The sequence below is a fragment of the Pseudomonas sp. Z18(2022) genome, from assembly GCF_036346535.1.
Lineage (GTDB): Bacteria > Pseudomonadota > Gammaproteobacteria > Pseudomonadales > Pseudomonadaceae > Aquipseudomonas > Aquipseudomonas yamanorum_A.
This window is the reverse complement of record NZ_JAOTOA010000012.1, coordinates 29,095-47,652: the sequence shown is the minus strand read 5'-3', so window position 1 is coordinate 47,652 and position 18,558 is coordinate 29,095. Positions and strand designations below refer to the sequence as shown.

The 18,558-nt window shown below is 59.2% G+C and carries 15 protein-coding genes and 1 pseudogene; 8 read left to right on the top strand and 8 right to left on the bottom strand.

Annotated elements, in window-relative coordinates; all coding sequences use genetic code 11:
- Positions 1-39: 39 nt before the first annotated feature.
- Positions 40-414 (bottom strand): histone-like nucleoid-structuring protein MvaT, encoded by a 375-nt coding sequence (gene mvaT / locus V3W39_RS21725; RefSeq protein WP_005790963.1) that lies wholly within the window; start codon positions 412-414, stop codon positions 40-42.
- A 351-nt stretch (positions 415-765) separates the two neighbouring features.
- Between mvaT and purU the strand changes: the two genes are divergently transcribed.
- Both purU and V3W39_RS21715 read left to right on the top strand, forming a co-directional pair.
- Positions 766-1,614: a formyltetrahydrofolate deformylase gene (purU, locus tag V3W39_RS21720; protein WP_177078786.1), complete on the top strand. Its 849-nt coding sequence runs from the start codon at positions 766-768 to the stop codon at positions 1,612-1,614.
- 86 nt (positions 1,615-1,700) lie between these two features.
- Positions 1,701-1,901 (top strand): hypothetical protein, encoded by a 201-nt coding sequence (locus V3W39_RS21715; protein ID WP_177046000.1) that lies wholly within the window; start codon positions 1,701-1,703, stop codon positions 1,899-1,901.
- A gap of 10 nt (positions 1,902-1,911) precedes the next feature.
- Here the strand turns inward: V3W39_RS21715 and V3W39_RS33835 are convergent, their stop codons facing one another.
- Entirely contained in the window at positions 1,912-2,676 is a 765-nt protein-coding gene (locus V3W39_RS33835; RefSeq protein WP_371318589.1) for a methyl-accepting chemotaxis protein, read from the bottom strand.
- 93 nt (positions 2,677-2,769) lie between these two features.
- Positions 2,770-3,801 (bottom strand): annotated as a pseudogene (locus V3W39_RS33830) (HAMP domain-containing protein); the annotation flags it as partial.
- Between the two features lie 196 nt (positions 3,802-3,997).
- Between V3W39_RS33830 and V3W39_RS21705 the strand changes: the two are divergent.
- Positions 3,998-5,476, top strand: coding sequence for a helicase HerA-like domain-containing protein (locus tag V3W39_RS21705; RefSeq protein WP_177115616.1), 1,479 nt, complete (start codon positions 3,998-4,000; stop codon positions 5,474-5,476).
- A gap of 60 nt (positions 5,477-5,536) precedes the next feature.
- Here V3W39_RS21705 and V3W39_RS21700 read toward each other — a convergent pair whose 3' ends face one another.
- Positions 5,537-5,992, bottom strand: a complete 456-nt coding sequence (locus V3W39_RS21700; protein WP_177046006.1) for a DUF721 domain-containing protein — start codon at positions 5,990-5,992, stop codon at positions 5,537-5,539.
- A 305-nt stretch (positions 5,993-6,297) separates the two neighbouring features.
- On the opposite strand from V3W39_RS21700, the gene secA reads away from it, so the two are divergent.
- From secA to V3W39_RS21685, 3 genes are all read left to right on the top strand, one after another.
- Positions 6,298-9,033: a preprotein translocase subunit SecA gene (gene secA / locus V3W39_RS21695; RefSeq protein WP_177046008.1), complete on the top strand. Its 2,736-nt coding sequence runs from the start codon at positions 6,298-6,300 to the stop codon at positions 9,031-9,033.
- Positions 9,034-9,155: 122 nt separating this feature from the next.
- Positions 9,156-10,373, top strand: a complete 1,218-nt coding sequence (gene argJ, locus V3W39_RS21690; protein WP_330213325.1) for a bifunctional glutamate N-acetyltransferase/amino-acid acetyltransferase ArgJ — start codon at positions 9,156-9,158, stop codon at positions 10,371-10,373.
- Between the two features lie 152 nt (positions 10,374-10,525).
- Complete coding sequence (locus V3W39_RS21685) at positions 10,526-11,470, top strand: Nudix family hydrolase (RefSeq protein ID WP_330213324.1); 945 nt, start codon at positions 10,526-10,528, stop codon at positions 11,468-11,470.
- Positions 11,471-11,619: 149 nt separating this feature from the next.
- Here the strand turns inward: V3W39_RS21685 and V3W39_RS21680 are convergent, their stop codons facing one another.
- From V3W39_RS21680 to V3W39_RS21670, 3 genes are read right to left on the bottom strand one after another with little or no spacing between them, the layout of a single operon-like run.
- On the bottom strand, positions 11,620-12,198 hold the full coding sequence (locus V3W39_RS21680) for a cob(I)yrinic acid a,c-diamide adenosyltransferase (protein WP_063027599.1): 579 nt from the start codon (positions 12,196-12,198) through the stop codon (positions 11,620-11,622).
- A 2-nt stretch (positions 12,199-12,200) separates the two neighbouring features.
- Complete coding sequence (locus V3W39_RS21675; RefSeq protein ID WP_177046014.1) at positions 12,201-14,237, bottom strand: sensor histidine kinase; 2,037 nt, start codon at positions 14,235-14,237, stop codon at positions 12,201-12,203.
- A 46-nt stretch (positions 14,238-14,283) separates the two neighbouring features.
- Positions 14,284-15,201, bottom strand: a complete 918-nt coding sequence (locus V3W39_RS21670) for a putative 2-dehydropantoate 2-reductase (protein WP_259196835.1) — start codon at positions 15,199-15,201, stop codon at positions 14,284-14,286.
- Positions 15,202-15,326: 125 nt separating this feature from the next.
- Here V3W39_RS21670 and V3W39_RS21665 point away from each other — a divergent pair, with 125 nt between their 5' ends.
- Positions 15,327-15,812: a YajQ family cyclic di-GMP-binding protein gene (locus V3W39_RS21665; protein WP_093205682.1), complete on the top strand. Its 486-nt coding sequence runs from the start codon at positions 15,327-15,329 to the stop codon at positions 15,810-15,812.
- Between the two features lie 135 nt (positions 15,813-15,947).
- Positions 15,948-16,790, top strand: coding sequence for a mechanosensitive ion channel family protein (locus tag V3W39_RS21660; protein ID WP_177046018.1), 843 nt, complete (start codon positions 15,948-15,950; stop codon positions 16,788-16,790).
- A 191-nt stretch (positions 16,791-16,981) separates the two neighbouring features.
- Here V3W39_RS21660 and V3W39_RS21655 read toward each other — a convergent pair whose 3' ends face one another.
- Positions 16,982-18,253 carry an OprD family porin gene (locus tag V3W39_RS21655; RefSeq protein WP_177046020.1) on the bottom strand — a complete coding sequence of 424 codons (1,272 nt, stop codon included), beginning with the start codon at positions 18,251-18,253 and terminating at the stop codon, positions 16,982-16,984.
- Between the last annotated feature and the right edge of the window lie 305 nt (positions 18,254-18,558).

The following is an 18,558-nucleotide window of genomic DNA, read 5'->3' as shown; positions in this document are numbered from 1 at the left end:
TTTTATTGCGTTGCGTATCACGCAGCGTCCTGACGAGGCTTAGCCCAGCAGGGTAGCCCAGCCTTCAACCACGTCGCCGCCCCACTTGGCTTTCCACTCTTTCAGAGTCTTGTGGTTGCCACCTTTGGTTTCAATCACTTCGCCGTTGTGCGGGTTTTTGTATTGTTTAACCTTGCGTGCGCGCTTGGTGCCGGTAGTTTTCACGGCGCCACGTGGAGCCTTAACTTTCGACTCTGGATCCAGCAGCGCGATGATGTCACGCAGGGATTTGGAGTATTCGCCCATCAGGGTGCGCAGTTTGCCTTCGAATTCCAGCTCGGTTTGCAGTTTGTCGTCTTGGGACAGGTTCTTCAAACGGGCTTGCAGCTCTTTGATAGCTTCTTCGGTGGCGCGGTATTCGTTGATCAGGGACATGGGGACTACCTTATGTAGGGCGCTGGGTGAAAGGGGATAGTGGCCCAATAATAGTCAGACGGTTTGCCCAAGTAAACATTTAAGGCCGCATTTATGTAATTTACTTTGGTTGTTTGTGGCAAAAGCGTGGAATTGAGTTAATTAGTAAGGCTTAAGGCCTTAAAGATACTCTCGTTAAGTCTTGGCTTACTGCCCCAGTCCATCGGTTTGTACACATATAGTGGGTAAAACCTTACGCTATTAAGGGGCAGGGCTGACGCTCGGGATCAGAATAAGCGTGGAGGAATACTGCAGTTTTTCTGCGCAATCGCTAGAATGGCGGCCTTTGCGAAGTTCTGGAGTTTCCCCCTAATGCGCACTTTTCGGCTGGTGATTGCTTGCCCGGACCGGGTTGGCATCGTTGCCAAGGTCAGTAACTTTCTGGCTTCCCACAACGGCTGGATCACCGAAGCGAGCCATCACTCGGACAATCTCAGCGGCTGGTTTTTCATGCGTCACGAAATTCGTGCCGACACGCTGCCCTTTGGTCTTGAAGCATTTCGCGAGGCATTTGCGCCGATCGCTGAAGAGTTCTCGATGACCTGGCGCATCACCGACACAGAGCAGAAAAAACGCGTGGTGCTGATGGCCAGCCGTGAGTCCCACTGCCTGGCTGACTTGTTGCACCGCTGGCACAGCGACGAGCTGGACTGCGAGATCTCCTGCGTGATTTCCAACCATGACGACCTGCGTAGCATGGTCGAATGGCACGGCATCCCGTACTACCACGTCCCGGTCAACCCGCAGGACAAGGAACCGGCGTTTGCCGAGGTCTCGCGCCTGGTCAAGCAGCACGACGCGGACGTCGTGGTACTGGCGCGCTACATGCAGATCCTGCCGCCGGACCTGTGCAGCGAATATGCCGGCAAGGTGATCAACATTCACCACAGTTTCCTGCCCTCGTTTGTAGGCGCCAAGCCGTATCACCAGGCGTCCCTGCGAGGTGTGAAGCTGATCGGCGCAACGTGCCATTACGTCACCGAAGAGTTGGATGCGGGCCCCATCATCGAGCAGGACGTGGTGCGCGTCAGCCACAGCGACAGCATCGAAGACATGGTGCGTTTTGGCCGTGACGTCGAGAAGATGGTGCTGGCACGCGGCCTGCGCTATCACCTGGAAGACCGGGTGCTGGTGCACGGCAACAAGACTGTCGTCTTCTGATTGAAGTGTTTTGATTGAAGAATGAAGGGCCTGGGCGTTAAATCGCGACAGGCCCTTTTTCTTTGGCGACAGGTGAGGATTGGAGAATGAGTGATCCGCTGGATAAAGCCACTTCCAAAGCCCCCGCGACGTTGGGAGAAGGTTGTTTGAGTCGCTATGACCCGGATGACCTGAGCAGTGAGGACGGCACCGAGTTTCCTGGCGCCGTCGAGTTGTGGGAGCAGTTGCAGGAAACGTCCGAGTCACCGGAAGAAAAGACGTCAGCCACTGCGCAAGGCAGCGACTGACCCGGCCGGATCAGATCCGGAAACTGCCCACCAGCTGTTTCAGCCGCGCCGCCTGCTGTTCCAGGTCGGAGCAGGCCCGTAAGGTCGAATGCAGGTTTTCCACGCCTTCCTGATTGAGGGTGTTGATCTCGGTGATGTCCATGTTGATCGACTCCACCACGGAGGTCTGTTCCTCGGTGGCGGTGGCCACCGACTGGTTCATCCCGTCAATTTCGCCGATGCGCTGGGTCACGCTGTTCAGGCGTTCGCCCGCCAGGTTGGCGATTTCCACACTGTCCAGGCTGTGACGCTGGCTTTCGCTCATGGTACTGACCGAATCCCGGGCGCCGACCTGCAACTCCTCGATCATCTTCTGCACCTGCTGCGCCGACTCCTGGGTGCGGTGTGCCAGGTTGCGCACTTCATCGGCCACCACCGCGAACCCGCGCCCGGCTTCCCCGGCCCGTGCAGCTTCAATCGCCGCGTTGAGGGCCAGCAGGTTGGTTTGCTGGGAAATGCTGGTGATCACTTCCAGGATCTGCCCGATGTTCACCGTCTTGCTGTTAAGCGCTTCGATATTGGTGCTGGAGGCGCTGATCATCTGCGACAACTGGTTCATTGCCTTGATATTGCGCTCGACCACCTGCTGGCCGTCTTCGGCCAAGTGCCGGGCATCGCTGGCCTGGTTGGAGGCTTGTGCGGCGTTACGGGCGATTTCCTGGGCGGCGGCCCCCAGTTCGTTGATGGCGGCGGCGACGCTGTTGGTACGGTTGGCCTGCTCGTCGGAATTGACCATCGAGGAGTTGGAGGCGCTGACTACCCGCAGGGCCACTTCATTGACCTGCTCGGTGGCCGAGGACACTTCGCGAATCGAGGTGTGAATGCGCTCCACGAAGCGATTGAACGCGCTGCCAAGTACACCGAACTCGTCATGGTTCTGGATGGTCAGGCGGCGCGTCAGGTCGCCTTCTCCGTCGGCGATGTCTTCCATGGCGCGGGTCATGATGTGCAGTGGCTGCAGGAGGATGCGGATCAGCATGCCCAGCAGGGCGATGATGATGACCACCGCGATGATCGTGGCAATGATCGCCGAGGTGCGGAATTCGCTGAGCATTGCGAAGGATTTGTCTTTATCCACCGACAGGCCCAGGTACCAGTTCACCGAGGGCAGGCCCTTGATCGGGGTAAACGTGACGATACGGGTTTTGCCGTTGACCTCGACCTCGCTGAAGTCGCTGCTGATCTTCGGGGTGTTGGTTGGATAGACATCGGCCAAGGTTTTCATCACCAGGCTTTTGTCGGGGTGCACCAGCACTTTGCCGTCGGCGCTGACCAGGAAGGCATACCCCATGCCGCCGAAGTTCAAGGCGCCAATGTTGTCCACCAGGGTTTGCAGGCTCAGGTCGCCGCCCACCACGCCGACGCTCTGGCCCGCTTTGCTGCTGGGGGTGGCGATGGAGATGATCAACTGGCCGGTGGCCGCATCAATATAAGGTTCGGTGAGGGTCGAGCCGTTGCTGCTCTGGGCGCCCTTGTACCAGGGGCGCACACGCGGGTCGAAGCCGTCGGGCATCTTGGTGTCGGGGCGGATCACGAAGCCGCCTTTGCTGTCGCCAAGGTAGGTCGCCATGAATGAAGACGTCAGGGCTTTCTGTTCCAGAAGGTTGGCGACGGTGCTTGAGTCGGGGTTGATGGCGATGTTCTGCGCGGCGCTTTCTATCAGCACAATGCGCCCGGCCAGCCAGGTCTGGATATTGCTGGCGGTGACATCGCCCATTTCATGCAGGTAGTTGTTCAGGTCGTCGCGAATCGCATTACGCTGCAAGTAGTCGTTGTAGAGGGTAAACAACGCAAAGGCGGCTATGACGATAAGAGCGGCGGCAAGCAGGATTTTATGGCTGAAACGCAGATTTTTATTCATGGCTTGTGGTGTCCGCTATGGTCTTAATATCCGATGCGCGTCCTTTTGAGGCGCGCAAAATGGCTGCGTCAAAAAAAGTGTGATATTTCCATCTGCTCCTGCAGGAATTATCCGGCCCATTTTTCTAAGACTTTTTGGGTCTCTCGCGTTAACTGTATCGACCATGCAGTGCTAAAGATTAACCATGGGTGACAAAATGCCTGACTCCTCGCAACTCATTATTGGTGCAGATCTCGAAGGCCAGCCGATCGCCCAGGCGATGCGCCTGGCCAACCGCCATGGGCTGATCGCGGGTGCCACCGGTACCGGCAAGACCGTCACTTTGCAGCGACTGGCGGAAGCCTTCAGTGATGCAGGCGTGGCGGTATTCGCCGCCGACATCAAGGGCGACCTGTGTGGCCTGGGCGCGGCGGCCAACCCTCAGGGCAAGGTCGCCGAGCGCATTGCCGGCATGCCTTTCCTTAATTACACGCCCAAGGCTTATCCGGTGACGTTGTGGGATATCCACGGCCAGTCCGGTCATCCGTTGCGTACCACCATGAGTGAAATGGGCCCGCTGTTGCTCGGCAGTCTGTTGGAACTCACCGACAGCCAGCAATCGGCCCTCTACGCCGCCTTTAAGGTGGCAGACCGCGAAGGCTTGTTGTTGCTGGACCTCAAGGACCTCAAGGCACTGCTGAATCATTTGCGCTACCACCCGGAATTGCTGGGGGAGGACGCGGCCTTGATGACCACCGGTTCCAGTCAGGCACTGTTGCGGCGCCTGGCGGTGCTGGAGCAGCAGGGCGCCGAAGCGTTGTTCGGCGAGCCGGCGCTGCAACTGGAAGACATCCTGCAACCGGCCAGTGATGGGCGCGGGCGTATTCATCTATTGGATGCCAGCCGCCTGGTGCATGAGGCGCCGAAGGTCTATGCGACGTTCTTGTTGTGGCTGCTGGCCGAACTGTTCGAGCAATTGCCGGAGCGCGGTGATGCCGACAAGCCACTGCTGGCGTTGTTTTTCGATGAGGCGCATCTGTTGTTCGCCGACACCCCCAAGGCCCTGCAGGATCGCCTGGAACAAGTGGTGCGGCTGATTCGCTCGAAAGGCGTCGGTGTGTATTTCGTCACCCAGTCTCCGGGAGACTTGCCGGACACCGTGCTGGCGCAGTTGGGCTTGCGTATCCAGCATGGGCTGCGGGCGTTCACCACCAAAGAGCAGAAGTCTCTGCGGGCCGTGGCCGATGGCTTCCGACCCAACCCGGCGTTTGATGCGCTGGCGGTGCTGACCGAGTTGGGTACAGGTGAGGCATTGGTGGGAACCTTGCAGGAAAAGGGGACGCCTGAAGTAGTCCAACGCGTACTGGTGGCGCCGCCGCAATCGCGGATCGGGCCGCTGAGCGAAGCCGAGCGGGCAGCGTTGATTGCCGGTTCGCCGTTGCTGGGGCGCTATGACAAGCCGATAGACCGGGAGTCGGCGTACGAAGTGTTGATGGCCCGCAAGGACCTGGGGCCACAAGTCGAAGCGACGCCCACGGCTGAAGAACCGAGCTTCACCGACAAGGCTGGTGCGTTCCTGGGGACTACGGCAGGCAAGGCGCTGAAATCAGCGATGCAGCAGGCGGCCAATCAGATGGGCCGGCAGTTGGTGCGCGGGTTGTTGGGGTCTTTGTTGGGCGGCAGCAAGCGTAAATAGCGACGCGGTCAAATGTGGGAGCGGGGTTGCTCGCTCCCACAATGAGTTTTGTGTAAGGTTTCAGGTTCTGGGCTTGGCGTGAGCAGCCAGCCGCTCCAGCGCAGCGCGCAAGTTCGGATCGGTAATCCCGTCTGCGGTGGCCTGAATGGTTTCGGCCGCAACTTCCGACAGGTCCATGGTATGCCCCACCGCACCTTGCTGCACGGTAGGCGGCTGCACCTTGAACTGGATGCGCGTCAGGCTGGCGAATTCGTCGAAAGCCATCAATTGGCGCTGCAGCCGCTTTTGCTGATAGCGCAGGCGTGTCGCCCAGTGACCGTCGGTGACGATCAGCAGCAGATTGCCTTCGCGCCACGAGGCCACATGGCAGTGTTCGCGGGCGGCGGGTTGCAGTTGGCTTTCTACCAGGCGTTGCAGATGACCAAGACGTTGCGCATGGCCGAAGATGGCTTTTAAAGGCTTGGCTTCGCGAAGCAACACGGCGGGAGCACGGGCCGTAAGAGGGCGAAATGCCATGACTGGACACCTTAAGTAACAGAGCCGCCATGGTATCAGAAAGCGTCTGCGACGCCGTGGCCATTGCATTGCCGGCAGTTTATCCATTAAATCAACGAGTAACTTATTACCCGAATGGGTTGAAGTTCAGCAAAAAGCCCTTATTTTAAACAAGCCCTCTAAGAGCGCCGTGCCAGCATCGTGGAATAACGCCACTTTCCTCACCCACGTTTCCGGGTAGAATGCTCGTTCGCATGCGGCCGTGAGGGCTGCTCGGGCGACTCACGGGGCGCCCTCCATCCCTATGTGTGGAAGAACCTGCCGATATGTTTGCGCCTTTGTTAAAGAAACTTTTTGGAAGCAAGAATGAGCGCGAAGTCAAACGCATGCTCAAGACGGTGCAGCTGGTCAATGCCTTCGAAGAGCAGATGGTTGCCCTTTCGGACGAGCAATTGCGCGCCAAGACCGAAGAGTTCAAGGCCCGCATAGCCAAAGGTGAAACCCTCGACAAGCTGCTTCCCGAAGCCTTTGCGGTCGCCCGCGAAGCCGGTAAGCGTGTCATGGGCATGCGCCACTTCGACGTTCAGTTGATCGGCGGCATGACCTTGCATGAAGGCATGATTGCCGAAATGCGTACCGGTGAAGGCAAGACCCTGGTGGCAACCCTGGGCGTTTACCTCAACGCACTGTCCGGCAAGGGCGTGCACGTTGTGACGGTGAACGACTACCTGGCTCGCCGGGATGCCAACTGGATGCGTCCGCTGTATGAATTCCTCGGCCTGACCGTCGGTGTTGTCACGCCGTTCCAGCCGCCGGAAGAGAAGCGCGCCGCCTACGCTGCCGACATCACCTACGGTACCAACAACGAATTCGGTTTCGACTACCTGCGCGACAACATGGCGTTCAGCATGGAAGAAAAATTCCAGCGCGAACTCAACTTTGCCGTGATCGACGAAGTCGACTCCATCCTGATCGACGAAGCCCGTACCCCGCTGATCATTTCCGGTCAGGCCGAGGACAGCTCGCGCCTGTACACCGAGATCAACAAGCTGATCCCGCGCCTTGAGCAACACATCGAGGAAGTGGAAGGCGTGGTGACCAAAGAAGGTCACTTCACCATCGACGAGAAGACCCGTCAGGTCGAGCTCAACGAAGCCGGTCACCAGTTCGTCGAAGACATGCTGACCCAGATCGGCCTGCTGGCTGAAGGCGAGAGCCTGTACTCGGCGCACAACCTGGGCCTGTTGACCCACGTGTATGCAGGCCTGCGCGCTCACAAGCTGTTCCATCGCAACGTTGAATACATCGTGCAGGACGGCCAGGTCGTACTGGTCGACGAACACACCGGTCGTACCATGCCGGGCCGCCGTTTGTCGGAAGGCCTGCACCAGGCGATCGAAGCCAAGGAAGTCCTGAACATCCAGGCTGAAAGCCAGACCCTGGCCTCGACCACCTTCCAGAACTACTTCCGTCTGTACAACAAACTGTCCGGCATGACCGGTACAGCCGACACCGAAGCGTTCGAATTCCACCAGATCTACGGTCTGTCGGTAATGGTTATCCCGCCGAACAAACCACTGGCGCGTAAAGACTTCAACGACCTGGTGTTCCTGACCGCCGACGAGAAATACGCGGCCATCGTCGCCGACATCAAGGAATGCATGGCCCAGGGCCGTCCGGTGCTGGTGGGTACGGCCACCATCGAAACTTCCGAGCACATGTCCAGCTTGCTGAACAAGGAAGGCATCGAGCACAAGGTCCTCAACGCCAAGTTCCACGAAAAAGAAGCCGAGATCATCGCCCAGGCCGGTCGCCCGGGTGCATTGACCATCGCCACCAACATGGCCGGTCGTGGTACCGACATCCTGTTGGGCGGTAACTGGGAAGTGGAAGTGGCTTCCCTGGAAGATCCAACGCCTGAGCAAATCGCACAGATCAAGGCCGACTGGCAGAAGCGTCACCAGCAAGTGCTGGAGTCCGGTGGCTTGCAGGTGATCGCTTCCGAGCGCCATGAATCGCGCCGTATCGACAACCAGCTGCGTGGTCGTGCCGGTCGTCAGGGCGACGCCGGTTCCAGCCGTTTCTACCTGTCCCTGGAAGACAGCCTGATGCGCATCTTCGCCTCGGACCGGGTGAAGAACTTCATGAAAGCCCTGGGCATGCAGTCCGGTGAAGCGATTGAACACCGCATGGTGACCAACGCCATCGAGAAGGCCCAGCGCAAGGTAGAAGGCCGCAACTTCGACATTCGTAAGCAACTGCTCGAGTTCGATGACGTCAATAACGAACAGCGTAAAGTGATTTATCACATGCGTAACAGTTTGTTGGCCGCCACCAACATCGGCGAGACCATTGCCGATTTCCGCCAGGACGTGCTCAACGCCACCGTCAGCGCACACATTCCGCCACAATCGCTGCCTGAGCAGTGGGATGTTGCCGGCCTGGAAGCGGCGCTGAAGAGCGACTTTGGTGTCGACTTGCCGGTCCAGCAATGGCTCGACGAAGACGATCACCTGTACGAAGAAACCCTGCGCGAGAAGCTCATGACCGAGCTGCTGGCCGCGTACAACGAAAAAGAAGAGCAGGCGAGTGCTGAAGCACTGCGCACCTTCGAGAAGCAAATCGTACTGCGCGTGCTGGACGACCTGTGGAAAGACCACCTGTCGACTATGGACCACCTGCGTCACGGCATCCACTTGCGTGGCTACGCCCAGAAGAACCCGAAGCAGGAGTACAAGCGCGAGTCGTTCACGCTGTTCTCCGAGCTGCTGGATTCGATCAAGCGCGATTCGATTCGTGTGCTGTCCCACGTTCAGGTGCGTCGCGAAGACCCGATCGAGGAAGAAGCTCGCCTGCGCCAGGAAGCCGAGGCACTGGCTGCGCGCATGCAGTTCCAGCACGACGAAGCGCCTGGTCTTGAGGCTCCGGAAGTGTTGGGCGAAGAGGTCGATGTGGCCCTGGCCCAAGCCCCGGTGCGCAATGAGCAGAAGCTGGGTCGCAACGAGCTGTGCTGGTGCGGTTCGGGCAAGAAGTTCAAACACTGCCACGGCGAAATCAACTAAGATTTTCGCCTGACGCTGCAACACCCCCGCGCCGCGACCGGCATCAGCCGTCGCGGCGTTTTGCCATTTCATCACCGTCGATAGCGACGGGGTACACATCCAATATTTTTAGGAGCGCATTCATGGCTGTTGGTCTTGGTCCTTTGCCCACGTTGCACCCGGTTGCCGGTTTTGAACTCGGTATCGCTTCGGCCGGCATCAAGCGCCCGGGGCGCAAGGATGTGGTGGTGATGCGCTGTGCCGAAGACTCGACCGTCGCGGGTGTGTTCACCCTGAACGCGTTTTGCGCAGCTCCCGTGATCCTGGCCAAGCAGCGGGTTGAAGGCCCGGTGCGCTACCTGCTGACCAACACCGGCAATGCCAACGCCGGCACCGGTGAGCCAGGCCTGGCTGCCGCTGCCCGCACCTGCGCCAAGCTGGCCGAGCTGACCGGCGTGGACCCCAGCCAGGTGCTGCCGTACTCCACCGGCGTGATCGGTGAGCCGCTGCCGGTAGAGAAAATCGAAGGCGCGCTGCAAGCTGCACTGGATGACCTGTCGGTGGATAACTGGGCGGCCGCGGCCACCGGCATCATGACTACCGACACCCTGCCAAAAGGCGCGAGCCGCCAGTTTGTGCACGAAGGCGTGACCGTTACCGTCACTGGCATCAGCAAAGGCGCCGGCATGATTCGCCCGAACATGGCGACCATGCTCGGCTACATCGCCACCGACGCCAAAGTCTCCCGTGATGTGCTGCAGAACCTGATGCTCGATGGCGCCAACAAGTCGTTCAACCGCATCACCATCGACGGCGACACTTCGACCAACGATTGCTGCATGTTGATCGCTACCGGCCAGGCCGACCTGCCGGAAATCACCTCGTCCAACGGCGCGTATTTCGCAGCCTTGAAGCAGGCGGTGTTTGAAGTTTGCATGGACGTGGCCCAGGCCATCGTGCGTGACGGCGAAGGCGCCACCAAGTTTGTGACGGTTGAAGTCAACGGCGGCGGCAACCACCAGGAATGCCTGGATGTGGGCTACACCGTGGCTCACTCGCCGTTGATCAAGACTGCGCTGTTTGCCTCTGACCCGAACTGGGGCCGTATCCTGGCTGCTGTTGGCCGTGCCGGTGTGCCGAACCTGGATGTGAGCAAGATCGACGTGTTCCTCGGCGAAGTGTGCATCGCCAGCCGTGGCGCCCGTGCCGAGACGTACACCGAAGCCCAGGGTTCTGCGGTGATGCAGCAGGAAGAAATCACCATCCGTATCGAGCTGGGTCGCGGCGAGTGCAGCGAAACCATCTGGACCACTGACCTGTCCCACGAGTACGTGAAGATCAACGCGGAATACCGCACCTGATACACAGGTATGGCGGGTATCACTGTAGGAGCGAGCTTGCTCGCGAAAAACCAGAGGGCGCCTCTTTGAACCAGCAAGCCCGCGTTATCGTTAACGACTTTCGCGAGCAAGCTCGCTCCTACAGGTGGATTTACGTTTAGAGGAACAGTGCGGTGAAACGAGTTCATGTAGCAGCAGCGGTCATCCGGGGTGTCGACGGCAGGATTCTGCTGGCGCGCCGCGCCGATACCCAGCATCAGGGCGGCCTCTGGGAGTTTCCCGGTGGCAAGGTGGAGGCCGATGAATCGGTCGCTACCGCGCTGTCCCGTGAATTGCAGGAAGAGCTGGGCATCCAGGTCACCACGGCTCGCCCGTTGATCAAGGTGCAACATGATTACCCGGACAAGCAGGTGTTGCTGGATGTCTGGGAAGTCTCGGCCTTTACCGGCGAGCCCCACGGTGCCGAAGGCCAGCCCCTTGAATGGGTCGCCCCGCGGGACCTGCCGAACTATGAGTTTCCGGCGGCCAATGCGCCGATCGTTGCCGCGGCGCGGTTGCCGGCGCAATACCTCATCACGCCCGGTGAGCTGGAAACCCCGGTGCTGTTGCGCGGTATTCAAAAAGCCATCGCGGACGGCATCAAGCTGGTTCAGTTGCGTGCCCCCAACGGTTACGACCCCAAGTACCGTGACCTGGCGGTGGACGCCGTGGGCCTGTGTGCGGGCAAGGCTCAGTTGATGCTCAAGGGGCCGTTTGAGTGGCTGGGGGATTTCCCCGCGGCCGGTTGGCATATGACCTCGGCGCAACTGCGCAAGTACGCCAGCAAGGGGCGACCTTTACCCAAGGATCGTTGGTTGGCGGCGTCTTGCCATAATGCTGAAGAGCTGGCGTTGGCGGAGTTGATGGACGTGGATTTCGTGACGTTGTCGCCGGTGCAGCCGACCCAGACTCATCCTGACGCGCAGCCGTTGGGTTGGGAGCAGGCGCAGCAGTTGATCAGCGGGTTCAGCAAGCCGGTGTTCTTGCTCGGTGGGGTTGGGCCTGCCGAGCTGGAAAAGGCCTGGGAAGCCGGGGCTCAAGGTGTGGCGGGGATTCGGGCGTTCTGGCCAGAGGTTTGAGGCATAACCTTGGCCAATGGCCAAGGCAGCTTGTTGTGGCGAGGGAGCTTGCTCCCGCTGGGCTGCGCAGCAGACCCAAAATATTGGGAGCGCTTCGCACTCCAGCGGGAGCAAGCTCCCTCACCACAGGTTCAATCAGTCAGTAAGCATTAGTGCGGCTTTGCGGCCGCCTGCCACAAAATCTCCGCAACGCCCTGGCGCTTGGCAATCACCCTGGCCGCCACGAACAGCAAGTCCGACAGCCGGTTGATATACGCCAACCCCACGCCTTCCAGCGGTTCCACCGCATTCAGGTGCTGACACCGCCGTTCTGCACTGCGGGCCAGGCTGCGGCATACATGGGCCTGGGCAATCAACGCCGAACCACCCGGCAGAATGAAGTTCTCCAGCGGCCCGACCTCTTCGTTCCAGCGATCGATCGCCGCTTCCAAACGGTCGACTTCCGCCGCATTCAGCGCCTTATACACGGGCATCGCCAACTCACCGCCCAGATCAAACAGTCGATGCTGGCAAGGCGTCAGCACTTCGATCACATCCTTAAGCGCCGGATGTTGCCCGCTCTGTTCCTCCAGACCCGCCAACAGCAAACCAAGTTGGCTGTTCAGCGCATCCACTTCGCCAATCGCCTCCACCCGTGGATGGTCCTTGGGCACGCGGCGGCCGTCGCCCAGGCCGGTTTCGCCCTTGTCGCCGGTACGGGTATAAATCTTCGACAGGCGAAAGCCCATGGTTAGCGCTCCAGTTGAGTGAGTTCGTTGGGGGGCAATTGGCTGCCCGCCAAAGGTAGCCGCAGGGTGAAGCAGGTGCCTTGGCCGAGGGTCGACTGGACCTCCATCTGCCCCTTGTGATTGTTGGTGATGATGAAATACGAAACCGATAACCCAAGCCCCGTGCCCTGGCCGATTTCCTTGGTGGTGAAGAACGGTTCGAAGGTGCGTTTGCGCACGTTTTCGCTCATGCCGATGCCGTTGTCTTCCACCTGGATTTCCGCCCAGGGCGGGTTGAGCCGGGTACGCAGGATGATGCGCCCGGGCTCGCTGTCGTCTTCGCGCTGGTGAATCGCCTGGGCGGCGTTTTTCAGCAGGTTGAGCAGTACCTGTTCCAGTTCGTTGGCGGTGCCGGGCACCGGGCCCAACTGCGGATCGAACTGGCGGATGATCGCCTGGCCCTTGAAGTCGAAGCCCACGGTGAGGTCGAAATCGTTGCCGGCAATTTCCACCGCCTGGTCGATCAAGGCCGGCAAGTCGCAGGGCGCCATCTGGCGGTTGCTGCGGCGGCTGAAGCTGAGCATATGGGTGACGATTTTTGCCGCTCGGGCGCCGGCTTGCTGGATGCCATCGAGCAATTGCGGCACTTCGCGGCTTTGCAGGTAGCGGTTGACCGTGTCCAGGTCAATGCCCACCTGCTCGGCATGCTCGAGGTTTTTAGGCAGTTCGTTGGACAGCCGGCGGCGGATGTTCTGCACGTTATGCAGGATCGCCCCCAGCGGGTTGTTGATTTCGTGGGCCATGCCGGCGGCCAGGCCGCCGACCGAGAGCATCTTCTCGGACTGCACCATCATTTCTTCCAGGGACAGGCGCTGGGTGATGTCGTCGATCCGGATCACCACGCCGCGCCCGGCACCGCCCATCAGCGGGTAGAACGTCAGGGCGTAGTGTTTGGCCTCGTCATCCTTGACCCAGGTTACCCGCTCGATCCGTTCCACGGTGTGTTGCTCCACTGTGGCCTTGATCTGCGGCAGGAAGGGCTTGAGCGGCTGGAAGGCGAGGAAGATCGGCTGGTTCAGCGCCTCGTCCAGGCGGGTGCCGGAAAGCGCACTGGCTTCCTGGTTCCATTGGGTGACGTAGAGCTGTTCATCGAGGGCGATCAGCGCCGAGGGCATCGAGTCGATGATGCTGTTGAGGTAATTCTGGAAACCGGTGAGTTTTTTCTCGATCTTGCTGCGCACCTGCACTTCCAGCTCCAGCTTGCGGTTGGTGTGGCGGGTTTCTTCCGCCAGGCCCTGGGCTTGATCGTAGGCGGCCTGGGAATCGTCCCGCGCGCGCTTGAGTTGCTGTTCGCGGGCTTCAATGCGCGAGAGCATGGTATTGAAGGCTTCGGCCAGGCTGCCGATTTCGTCATGGTTACCGCGACCGGCGCGCAGGGCGTAGTTCTCTTCCCGGGTGACCTGGCGCGACAACTCTTCCAGCTCATGGATCGGCCGGGTAATCAGGCGCTTGATCTGCCGGGCAATCACCAGCCATAGCAGTACGCTGAAAATCAGGATGCCCAGGCTGGCGGTGAAGGTGCCGGTGTAGAACGCCACCGGCAGTTCGCTGCTGGCCACCAGCAACAGATGCCCGGACGGTTGGCCGGCCCGGGGAATGGTGATCACTTGATTGCTGCGAAATTCGGTGGCGCGCCAGATTTCAATCTCGTGGTAGTTGTCTGGCAGGTGCAGGCGATTGGCGTGTTGCAACTGGGCCAGGCGTGTCCCGTCGCCGTCATACAAGGCCGCAGCCCTTAATGGCGAATAACTGGTGAGTTCATCCAGCAGGGTTTGCGCCTTGAGCGGTGAGTCCAGCGCCTCGGCAGACAGTGACGGGTTGGACACCAGCCGACCGATGGCCTGCAAGGCCTGGGGCGCCATGCTTTCCTGGGAGATCCAGTAGGCGGCGCTGATAAAGGTAAGGTTGGCCACCAGCAACACGGTGGTCAACAAAACCAGCAGGGCCGCCAGCAGTTTCTGCCCAACCGGTAGATTTTCGAGACGCTGGCGCAGTGGCATCAAGGTTTTCGCTGCAAAGGAACAAGCAGGCAGGGTAGCGCGTGCTTCAGTCGCTGGGCAATCCGCGTGCAGACAGTCGCTGCACCAATCGCACCTGGAGTTGCTGCAGGTGCGGCAAGCTCAGTTGATGGCGTGCGGCCGCCTGGCAGGCGTACCCCAGCAGGTAGCTGATTTCGGTGCGTCGGCCACTGGCTACGTCCTGGTACATCGACGAGTAATTGGCTGCGGTGGCCTGGATCACACGCTCCACTTCGTTTTGCAAATCCTGTGCGGCAGCCGGTTGGCCGCAGCACTCAAGCAGCTCGGCGAGTTCGGCGCACAGGGTGGCGACCTCGCATTGATGGGCTTGCAGGTCGCCATTGCGGCATTCATACAGCACGGTCAGCGGGTTGATTGCGCAGTTCAGCGCCAGTTTGCGCCACAGGCGGGTGAGGATGTCGGTGCTCCACTCGTGGGGAATGCCGGCGGCTTGCAGGTCATCCAGCCATATCGGTGGAGTAGGGTGGCTCGCGTCCCCGAGCCAGGTATAACCGTGGCCGGCAAACACTACCCGCCAGTCGCTTTCGCGAAACGCGCCTTCGGTGCTGGAGGCAAAAATACAGCGGGCTTGGGGCAGTTGGGCGGCGACCGCGTCCTGGCTGCCCAGGCCGTTTTGCAGCAGGATCAGTTCGGCGTCGGGCGCCAGCCGGTGTTCAAGCTGTGCGACGGCCTCTTGGGCGTCGTAGGCTTTGCACGCCACCAGCAGGCGATGAATCGGCCCCGGACTGTCGCAGGTTTCGCCAACGACCGGGTAGGTGTGGGCCACGCCTTGCTCAACCAGGGTCAGTCCATCAGCCGCCTGATAGCTCGCCAGCCGCGCGTGGTCCCGCAGGATCAGCCGTACGGGCAGCCCGGCACGGGCCAGGCGGGTGGCCCAGAGTGTTCCGAGGCTGCCAGCACCGAGGACATGCCAGGTGGTCGACATCAGTTTTTACTCCGTAAGGCTGCCCGCAGTGAACGAGGCGAAAGAACCGCTATAATGCCCGGGCATTTTAGCCTGGGCGTGCTCCATCTCTACTGAGCCGCGCCCCTTTTTATTGGAGAAATTACATGCCGTCGTTCGACGTGGTATCCGAACTGGACAAGCACGAACTCACCAACGCCGTCGAGAACGCCGTCAAGGAGCTGGATCGTCGCTATGACTTGAAGGGCAAGGGCAGCTTCGAGTTCAAGGAAAAAGACCTCGCCGTCAACCTCACCGCAGAAGCCGACTTCCAGCTTGAAGCGATGATTGAGATCCTCAAGCTGTCGCTGGTCAAGCGCAAGATCGATGCACAGTGCCTTGAAATCAAGGACGCTTATGCCTCCGGCAAGCTGATGAAACAGGAAGTCGTGTTCAAAGAAGGCATCGACAAGGAGCTGGCGAAGAAAATCGTCGCTCATGTCAAGGACGCCAAGCTCAAGGTCCAGGCCGCGATCCAGGGCGAGCAGGTGCGTATCACCGGCAAGAAGCGTGATGACTTGCAAGAGGCCATTGCCGCCTTGCGCGCCAAGACTTTCGACATGCCGCTGCAGTTCAATAACTTCCGCGACTGATGGCTCTTTGGGGAACCTGCGGGCGTTTTTGACGTCCCACGCCCCAGAGCCTGCGCCCACCATTGAGCCCTACGGGGCTCAATTGCATTTATGGCCACTCAATATGCCGAGCATCCGGTAAACAGGAGAATGTAGATGGATTTGAACGCTGAAGTGGATCACCTGATCAAGACCTCGGAGTCGTGGTTACCGATGATCATGGAATACGGCAGCCGGTTTTTGCTGGCCTTGGTCACCCTGGCCATCGGTTGGTGGCTGATCAACGTCTTGACCCACCGAGTGGGGCGTTTGCTGGCACTGCGTAATGCTGACCTGGCGTTGCAACACTTCATTACCAGCCTTGCGAACATTGCGCTCAAGGTCATGCTGGTGGTCAACGTGGCCTCGATGATCGGCGTGGCAACCACTTCGTTCGTTGCCGCGATTGGTGCCGCTACCCTGGCCATCGGTCTGGCATTGCAAGGCAGCCTGGCGAACTTCGCCGGCGGTGTGCTGATTCTGTTGTTCCGTCCGTTCCGCATTGGTGACTGGATCGAAGCCCAGGGCACTTCCGGTACCGTCGACAGCATCCAGATCTTTCACACCGTGTTGCGCACCGGCGACAACAAGACGGTGATCATCCCGAACGGCAGCCTGTCCAACGGCCTCATCACCAACACCAACCGTCAGCCGACCCGCAAAGTGGTGTTTGATGTGGGTGTCGACTACGAAGCCGACCTGCAGAAAGCGCGCGAAGTGCTGCTGGAACTGGCCAAGGACCCACGGGTACTGGCTGATCCTGCGCCGGCAGCCGTGGTTTCGACCCTGGGCGACAGTTCAATCACCGTTTCCCTGCGAGTCTGGACCAAGACTTCGGATTATTGGGATGTGATGTTCATGTTCAATGAACTGGCACGTGATCGTTTGAAAGGCGCGGGAATCGATATTCCGTTTCCCCAGCGGGTTATTCGAGTAATGCAGGAAAGCGCTACGAAGTGAGGGTGTGACTTGCGGATCAAACTTGTCCGATGTGTCAGGTTTGATGTGTAGGATTAAACTAGATAGTTAGCTTGCTAGTTATGTGGTTGTTGAGATCAAGTTGCAATAAAAAAGCCGCTCACTTGCGAACAAGTGAGCGGCTTTTTAGTTAGAGCCGAAGCCCTAAGTCATCGTTGTAATCAAACTGCCAATTACAAGATGTTCAGCGGGTATTGTGCGATCAGACGCAGTTCGTCGATGGACGCCGAACCGTAGTACACACCATCGCTGGAGCGATAAGTGGCTTGACGTACGCGCAGGCTCAGGTCTTTGGCTGGGCCGCTCTGGATCACGTACTTGGCTTCGATGTCACGTTCCCACTCTTTACCGTTCGAGGTGTCGGCGGTGTTGGCGCCGGTACCTTTAACGTAGCGAGTCATGAAGCTCAGGCCTGGTACGCCGAAAGTCGCCATGTTCAGGTCGTAGCGAGCCTGGAAGGACTTCTCGTCTTCAGCGTTGAAGTCGGAACGAGCGATGGAGTTGGCAAGGAAGATCGTGCCGCCGCCGTCTACGCCGTAGCCGTAGTCACCGTCACCGCTAACCTTCTGGTAGGCCAGGGTAAAGGTGTGAGCCTGGATGGTGTACGCGCCTTGCAAGCTGTATGCACGGTTATCCAGTTTGGTGGTGCCGTCTTTCTCAGCCCGTTGCAGGCCAGCGCCATCACTTTTGGTGCTGTAGATGTTGAAGTCGACCGCCAGGGACTGTTCATTGCTAAGCGCATGGGTCCAGTTCAGGTTGGCGTAGGTTTTCTTCCAGTAGTCTTCGGTCTTCGCGTAGTAGAGGCTGGCGCTGACTTCTGGAGTCAGGGCGTAGACGCCACCGATGAAGTCGGTTTTTGTCAGGCCCAGGCTGTCGCGGTAGGTCTGGGCTTGCGCCACGCTCGACGTGAAGTGACCGCCTTCAAGTTTCAGGCCTTTGATCTCGTTGCTGACAAGCGAGATACCCTGTGGCAATTCAGGCAGCAGACGGCTGTCGTCGGAAGCGAATACAGGCGCGGTGGTGTACTGGTCGCCGATTTTCAGGACCGTATCGGAGATACGGAACTTAACTGCGCCGCCGCCTTTGGAGTAGTCATCCTGCGAGCGACCGTCGGAGCCGGTAGGAAACAGGCCGGTACCGGAACGACCCTTGCCGCTGTCCAGTTTGACGCCCAACAGACCGATCACGTCGACACCCACACCGATGGTGCCTTGGGTGAAGCCCGACTGGTACAGGCCGTTGAAGCCCAGGCCGGTTTCGTCGACGCGGCTTTTGCCGGTGTCATTGTTACGGAAGTCGCGGCTAAAGTTCAGGAGGCGAGTGTTGATGCTGAAGGTACTGTCTTCAACAAAGCCCTTGGAATCGTCCTGGGAGGACGCCATTGCGAACTGCGAGGTGCCTGCTGAAACAGCCAGGGCGATCATGCTCCACTTCATCACGCGCATCGTGATTTGCTCCTTTGGTTTTAGGAAGAGTACTGCCGTCCCACCTATATTTTTGTCTGGGCGGCTCTTTCTTTTTTGTGTCGGCGCAAACTTATATCACGCTGACAATATTGGCGATACTTGCCCATCTATCCTTTCAGCTTCTTTACGAGCCTGTCGTAAATTGCTATGTCCATGTCGCAAATTTACAGTCCGAATGTAACCGAACTGACAACTTCAATACTGTTTTAAAACCTTGGAATCAGGGTGGAAAAGTCACCCTTAAAAGTTTTAACACTTCCCTGAAAAGCATTGACCCGCTGTTG

What these genes read in the sequence shown, in the direction of transcription:
- V3W39_RS21675 (WP_177046014.1), bottom strand. Translation starts at nt 14,237, where the DNA reads ATGCCACTGCGCCAGCGTCTCGAAAATCTACCGGTTGGGCAGAAACTG.
- mvaT (WP_005790963.1), bottom strand. Translation starts at nt 414, where the DNA reads ATGTCCCTGATCAACGAATACCGCGCCACCGAAGAAGCTATCAAAGAG.
- V3W39_RS21700 (WP_177046006.1), bottom strand. Translation starts at nt 5,992, where the DNA reads ATGGCATTTCGCCCTCTTACGGCCCGTGCTCCCGCCGTGTTGCTTCGC.
- V3W39_RS21680 (WP_063027599.1), bottom strand. Translation starts at nt 12,198, where the DNA reads ATGGGCTTTCGCCTGTCGAAGATTTATACCCGTACCGGCGACAAGGGC.
- V3W39_RS21655 (WP_177046020.1), bottom strand. Translation starts at nt 18,253, where the DNA reads ATGCGCGTGATGAAGTGGAGCATGATCGCCCTGGCTGTTTCAGCAGGC.
- purU (WP_177078786.1), top strand. Translation starts at nt 766, where the DNA reads ATGCGCACTTTTCGGCTGGTGATTGCTTGCCCGGACCGGGTTGGCATC.
- V3W39_RS21670 (WP_259196835.1), bottom strand. Translation starts at nt 15,201, where the DNA reads ATGTCGACCACCTGGCATGTCCTCGGTGCTGGCAGCCTCGGAACACTC.
- V3W39_RS21705 (WP_177115616.1), top strand. Translation starts at nt 3,998, where the DNA reads ATGCCTGACTCCTCGCAACTCATTATTGGTGCAGATCTCGAAGGCCAG.
- V3W39_RS21665 (WP_093205682.1), top strand. Translation starts at nt 15,327, where the DNA reads ATGCCGTCGTTCGACGTGGTATCCGAACTGGACAAGCACGAACTCACC.
- secA (WP_177046008.1), top strand. Translation starts at nt 6,298, where the DNA reads ATGTTTGCGCCTTTGTTAAAGAAACTTTTTGGAAGCAAGAATGAGCGC.
- argJ (WP_330213325.1), top strand. Translation starts at nt 9,156, where the DNA reads ATGGCTGTTGGTCTTGGTCCTTTGCCCACGTTGCACCCGGTTGCCGGT.
- V3W39_RS33835 (WP_371318589.1), bottom strand. Translation starts at nt 2,676, where the DNA reads ATGGTCAATTCCGACGAGCAGGCCAACCGTACCAACAGCGTCGCCGCC.
- V3W39_RS21715 (WP_177046000.1), top strand. Translation starts at nt 1,701, where the DNA reads ATGAGTGATCCGCTGGATAAAGCCACTTCCAAAGCCCCCGCGACGTTG.
- V3W39_RS21660 (WP_177046018.1), top strand. Translation starts at nt 15,948, where the DNA reads ATGGATTTGAACGCTGAAGTGGATCACCTGATCAAGACCTCGGAGTCG.